5 protein-coding genes are annotated in these 5,665 nt (G+C 61.9%); 2 read left to right on the top strand and 3 right to left on the bottom strand.

Translation table 11 applies throughout. From position 1 onward, the window contains the following. Nucleotides 1–2,284: FAD-dependent oxidoreductase (locus EN984_RS20465; RefSeq protein ID WP_164765550.1), on the top strand; the 2,284-nt coding region annotated here is incomplete at its 5' end. Between the two features lie 320 nt (nt 2,285–2,604). On the opposite strand, the gene mmsB is transcribed toward EN984_RS20465, so the two are convergent. From mmsB to EN984_RS20450, 3 genes are all read right to left on the bottom strand, one after another. Continuing rightward, nucleotides 2,605–3,486 carry a 3-hydroxyisobutyrate dehydrogenase gene (mmsB, locus tag EN984_RS20460; protein ID WP_127269795.1) on the bottom strand — a complete coding sequence of 294 codons (882 nt, stop codon included), beginning with the start codon at nt 3,484–3,486 and terminating at the stop codon, nt 2,605–2,607. A 91-nt stretch (nt 3,487–3,577) separates the two neighbouring features. Further along, nucleotides 3,578–3,946, bottom strand: a complete 369-nt coding sequence (locus EN984_RS20455; protein ID WP_127271453.1) for a four helix bundle protein — start codon at nt 3,944–3,946, stop codon at nt 3,578–3,580. A gap of 36 nt (nt 3,947–3,982) precedes the next feature. Beyond that, a complete protein-coding gene (locus EN984_RS20450) occupies nt 3,983–5,152 on the bottom strand; it encodes an isobutyryl-CoA dehydrogenase (protein ID WP_127271451.1) in 1,170 nt (389 codons plus the stop codon). Between the two features lie 136 nt (nt 5,153–5,288). On the opposite strand from EN984_RS20450, the gene EN984_RS20445 reads away from it, so the two are divergent. Further along, on the top strand, nt 5,289–5,665 hold a 377-nt coding region (locus EN984_RS20445), incomplete at its 3' end, for a dimethylsulfonioproprionate lyase family protein (RefSeq protein ID WP_245477166.1).

Raw genomic sequence — 5,665 nt, 5'->3', positions numbered from 1 at the left:
CCCTTCTTACGCGCGCAGCCGCAATGTCGGCCGCATGATCGCCAGGTCGATCGAAATCTATGAGGGGCTGGAGGCGGAGACGGGCCAGAACGTCGGCTGGCACAAATGCGGCCAGCTGCGCATTGCCAACACGCGCGACAGGCTGGACGAGTACAGAAGCTACATGGACGTTGCCGAGGTCCAGGGTGTGCGGGCCCGGATCGTATCGCCCGCGGAAGCGCGAGAAATCTGGCCGCTGCTCGACAACAACAGCATGCTGGGTGCCCTTTATCATCCCGATGACGGCCACATTGCACCCGCCGATGTCACCCAGGCCATGGCCAAGGGTGCACGCGACCGTGGCGCGAAGATCCATCTCGATACCGAGGTTGTGGGCTTCGAACGCATGCCGAGCGGCGAGTGGAGGGTCAAGACCTCACGCGGCGAGATCGTCTGTGAACATGTCATCCTTGCAACAGGCAATTACGCCCGCCAGACCGGCGCCATGCTTGGCCTGGACATTCCCGCGATCCCGATCCTGCATCAGTACTGGATCACCGAGGCGGTCCCCGAAATTGTGGAACGCAAGCGGCTTGGTCTTCCGGAAATGCCGATCCTCAGGGACGAGGGTTACGAGGGCTATCTGCGCGAAGAAGGCGACGGGCTGATGTTCGGTCCCTACGAGCGCACCGAGCAGCTCAAGCTGTTCGCTGAAAACGGCGTCCCGGAATGGTTCGGCGCCGATCTGCTCGATGAGGATTTCGATGCCGTGTCCTGGAACTGGGAACGTGCGACCGAACTGGTCCCCGCGCTCGGACGCGCCGGCATCAAGCGGAATGTGCGAGGACCTTTCCAGATGACGGCCGATGAACTGCCGCTGATGGGACAGGCGTGGGGTCTGGAGAATGTCTGGCTCGCCGAAGGGGTGCCGGGAGGCATCCTTTGGGGCGGTGCGATTGGCTATTACCTCTCCGAACGGATCGTGGAGGGCGGCAACAGCATCGACACGACGGAGCTGGATCCCCGTCGGTTCGGCCACTATGCAAACAAAAACTGGACCCGGGCAAAGGTCCGGGAAGCCTGGGGCACCCACGCCGCACAGCACTATCCTGGCCAGGACATGCCGGCGGCGCGACCGCAGAAAACGGCCCCGTCCTATGATCGCCTAAGCCAGCTCGGCGCGGTGTGGGACGTGTTGAACGGCTGGGAGATGCCGAGCTGGTTTGCGCCTGCCGGTGTCGAAGCGCGCAATGTCTACAGCTGGCGCTGGACCCCCAAAGGGAACCACGTCGCCGCGGAGGTTCAGGCTGTCCGCCAGGCCGTTGGGCTGGTCGAGATGACTCCCATGACCAAGTTCGAGGTTAGCGGGCCGGGCGCCAAGGACTGGCTCGACGGAATCCTGGCCAACAGGCTGCCTCGTCCCGGTCGCGTAGCTCTTGCCCATCACCTGACGCCGGCCGGCTGCGTGCAGGCCGAATATGTGGTGGCGCGGCTGCAGAGCGAGCTGTTCTATCTCATATCGACGCCGCGCGCCGAGCGCTGGAACCTTGACGATCTCAGCCGGCTGTTGCCGAAGGACGGCAGCGTGCATCTGCGCAACGTCACGGAGGATCGCGGCAGCTTCACGGTGGTGGGGCCGAAGGCGCGCGACATATTGCAGCCGCTGACGGAGATCGACCTCTCCAATGAAGCCTTTCCATGGTTCAGCGTGCAGTCCGGCACCGTCGGCATGGCCAGCGACGTACGGCTCCTGCGCGTCAACTATTCGGGCGAACTGGGATGGGAACTCTATCATCCTCTCTGCTATCAGCGGCATTTGCTGGATGCGCTCCTGGCATCGGGAGAGGCACACGGGCTGAGGCTGGCCGGACTTCAAGCGCTGGAATCGCTTCGTCTCGATAAATCCTACCGCGCCATGTATCGCGACATGAACCCCGAATTGTCAGCCTGGGAAAGCGGCCTCGACCGATTCATCAGCCTCGACAAAGGGGACTTCATCGGCCGCGCGGCACTGGTCGCAAAACAGAAGCAGGTGACACGCCGGATCGCCACGTTGTCGATCGATACGGATGGTGCGAGCGCGTTCGCCTTCGAGGGCGTTTACCGCGAAGGCGAGCTCGTCGGCCACATCACCTCGGCGGGCTACTCCTACACTTTCGGTCACGACATCGCACTTGCGCTGTTGCCCCTGGCACTTGTGTCGCCCGGCACCGAGCTCGAGGTGTCCATCCTCGGCGAGCGCCGCGCGGCCAAGGTGATCGCCGACTCGCCCTATGATCCGGAAGGCGCCCGCGGGCGCATGTGAGGCATCCCGGAGTACAGTTCCGGGTTATCGATGTCTCAAAACGTGCTGCAGGGCAAAATGCAAAAACCGCGCTCCATCAGGAACGCGGCTTTGCCAGATACGCATGGCGCTTCGCTACGCAAACACTTTGCGAAACTTATGGCACTTGTCGAAACTTACGGGCTCCGGTACGCGAGACCTGATCCGGAGCGCCGGGCGGATGAGATATGTCCGCCTCGCAGTCCGTTTTATAGGGACATCGTTACCGCGGAGTTATCGAGAGCTTAAGCAAATCTAAATTTGCACTTTTTCCACCCAAGGAAACCGGAAAAATCCGGGGGTTACGCTGGGTTACCCCTGAGAAAATTAATTATGCCGGAGAAATCGACCCCGCCATGTCCCTGGGCGTTGAACAAGGCATAGAGCTGGGCTGCTTCGGCACCAAGCGGCGTTACAGCACCCGCACCATGCGCGGCTTCCTGGGACAATTTCAGGTCTTTCAGCATCAGTGCCGCTGCAAATCCTGGGTTGTAGTCCCTGTTTGCGGGCGAAGTCGGCACCGGCCCGGGCACCGGGCAGTAGGTGGTCAAGGACCAGCACTGGCCGGAGGAGGTCGAGGCGACGTCGAACAGCGCCTGGTGTGACAGGCCGAGCTTTTCCGCCAGCACGAAGGCTTCGGCGACACCGATCATCGAAATGCCGAGGATCATGTTGTTGCAGATCTTTGCCGCCTGGCCGGCGCCGTCGCCGCCGCAATGGACGATGCGACCGGCCATCGGCTTCAGGATCGGCTCGGCAGTTGCAAAGGCGTCATCGGAGCCTCCGGCCATGAAGGTCAGCGTGCCGGCCGCGGCACCGCCGGTGCCGCCCGAGACCGGTGCATCGATCGACGACAGCCCGTGCTTCCTGGCGACGGCATGGGCCTTGCGGGCTGACTCGACGTCGATGGTCGAGGAATCGATGAATAGTGCGCCCTTTTTCGCCTTGAGCGCTATGTCCTCATAGACCGACAGCACATGCTTGCCCGCAGGCAACATGGTGATCACCACGTCGGCATCCTTCACCGCGGCCAAGGCATTCGCCATGATCGTCACGCCTTGTTCTTTGGCGACGTTGAGGTTCTCCGGCACAAGGTCGAAACCATTCACCGCATGCCCCGCCTTGACCAGGTTGGCGGCCATCGGATTGCCCATGTTCCCTAGGCCGATGAAGGCGATCGTCATAGTGGTGCTCCGTGATTTGGGCTAACAGTAGGCAGTAGGCAGTAGGCAGTAGGCAGTAGGCAGTAGGCAGTAGGCAGTAGGCAGTAGGGGTCTATTCGGGTGCAAGTTTGAAAATAAGCTGGCGAAGCATTTTGCCGATGCCCTCCGTGGATGTCAGCAACTGACTAGCTTGATCATGCGTGGCAAGGCCAATGCGTTCAGCGATCTGGAGGTGTGTCTCGAATTCCTTCAGCGAGCCTTGGGCAATCCTCAGAAATTGCTGATAGGAACCTCTGTTGTCTCGGCCATAACCTTCGGCGATGTTTGCAGGAATAGAGGTTGCTGAACGGCGGATTTGGCTGGTCAACCCATACAATTCCTCTTTTGGCCATGCCTTGGTCAAAGAATAGGTGGCGACAGCCAGATCCATCCCCTGCTGCCACACGATAAGATCCTTGTAGGAATTGATCTTGCCGGTCATCTCACTGCCTACTGCCTACTGCCTACTGCCTACTGCCTACTGCCTTCCAATTAATGCTCGCGCGATGATGACGCGCATGATCTCGTTGGTGCCTTCGAGGATCTGGTGCACGCGCAGGTCCCGCACCAGCTTCTCGATGCCGTAGTCGTGCAGGTAGCCATAGCCGCCGAGCAGCTGCAGTGCGTCGTTGGCGACATTGAAGCCGGTATCGGTGACGAAGCGCTTGGCCATCGCCGACCATTTGCCGGCGTCCGGCGCCTTGCGGTCGAGCTTCGCGGCGGCGGCATAGAGGAAAATACGCGCCGCCTGCAGTTCGGTCTCCATGTCGGCCAGCCTGAACTGCAGCGCCTGGAACTGGTTGATCTTCGAGCCGAAGGCCTTGCGCTCGGCGGTGTAGGAAAGCGCCTTGTCGAGCGCCGACTGCGCGCCGCCCAGCGAACAAGCGGCGATGTTCAGACGGCCGCCGTCGAGCCCGGCCATGGCGATGCCGAAACCCGCACCTTCGCCGGACAAAAGGTTCTCCGCCGGCACCTTGCAATCCTCGAAGATGACCTGGCGGGTCGACTGCATATGCCAGCCCATCTTGTGCTCGTTGGCGCCGAAGGAGAGGCCTGGCGCATCTCTGGGCACGACGATGGTGGAAATGCCTTTCGGCCCCTCAGTGCCGGTGCGCACCATGACGGCATAGACATCGCTGTCGCCGGCGCCGGAGATGAACTGCTTGGTGCCGTTCAGGACATAGTCGCCGCCGCTCTTGACCGCGCGCGTTTTCAGGGCCGCGGCATCGGAGCCGGAGCCGGGCTCGGTCAGGCAATAGCTGGCCAGCCATTCCATCGAGGTGAGTTTCGGCAGGAAGCGCTGACGCTGCTCGTCATTGCCGAAACGGTCGATCATCGACGCCACCATGTTGTGGATCGAGATGAAGGACGAAAAGGCCGGATCGGCGTGCGAAAGCGCCTCGAAGATCAGCACGGCGTCGAGCCGGCCAAGTGCCGAGCCGCCGACATCGTCCCTGATATAGATGCCGCCGAGGCCGAGCGGCCCGGTCTCGCGGATCACGTCGGCCGGGAAATGCTTGTTGCGGTCCCAGTCGAGCGCATTCGGCGCGACGCGGTCGGCGGCGAAGGCCTGCGCCATCTCCTGGATGGCGCGCTGCTCCTCGTTGAGTTCGAACTGGTTGGTGCTCGCATCGACCGCAGCGTCCATGGCGTGCTCCCTAATCTTCGACCTGTTGGCCTGTCGTTTTTGGCTTTGCGCGCGCACCAATCTAGACCAATGATGCCGCCGCGCAACCCGACCCTTCGCGGAGCGGCTGTGCACCAATGCATGCCCGGAGCACGATGTGACGACAAAATTCGATGAACTGCTGGGACAGTTCCACGCATACCTTGCGTCAGTCGATCACGCCCTGGTGCGCGATGCCGTGGCCCGGATCGGCTGGGACATGCCGGCTCGCACGCTGGAGCCGCATCCGCTCGCCTGCCTGAGCCATCTCGATCGCGCCGCCGAACTGGCGCCGCCAGATGCCAAGCCGCTGTTGCAACTGCTTGCCGAGCATCGGAATGATTTCCGCTGGGGGCAGACCTATGGCGAGGCGGACTTTGGAAAAGAGTTCATCGACAATTACGGCTGGCTGGAAGTGTTCGGCACCCGAGGCCACTTCGCCAATGACGAGGTCGCTGCCGGCCTGCTGATCCTTGGACCCGATATCGTCTATCC

Origin of the sequence: Mesorhizobium sp. M7A.F.Ca.CA.004.12.1.1 (genome assembly GCF_003997835.1) — a bacterium.
GTDB lineage: Bacteria > Pseudomonadota > Alphaproteobacteria > Rhizobiales > Rhizobiaceae > Mesorhizobium.
Note: the sequence above shows the minus strand (reverse complement) of the source record. Positions and strands in the feature narration are given on the sequence as shown.

Coding starts and splice junctions, on each gene's coding strand:
- mmsB (WP_127269795.1), bottom strand. CDS start 3,486: ATGACGATCGCCTTCATCGGCCTAGGGAACATGGGCAATCCGATGGCC.
- EN984_RS20455 (WP_127271453.1), bottom strand. CDS start 3,946: ATGACCGGCAAGATCAATTCCTACAAGGATCTTATCGTGTGGCAGCAG.
- EN984_RS20450 (WP_127271451.1), bottom strand. CDS start 5,152: ATGGACGCTGCGGTCGATGCGAGCACCAACCAGTTCGAACTCAACGAG.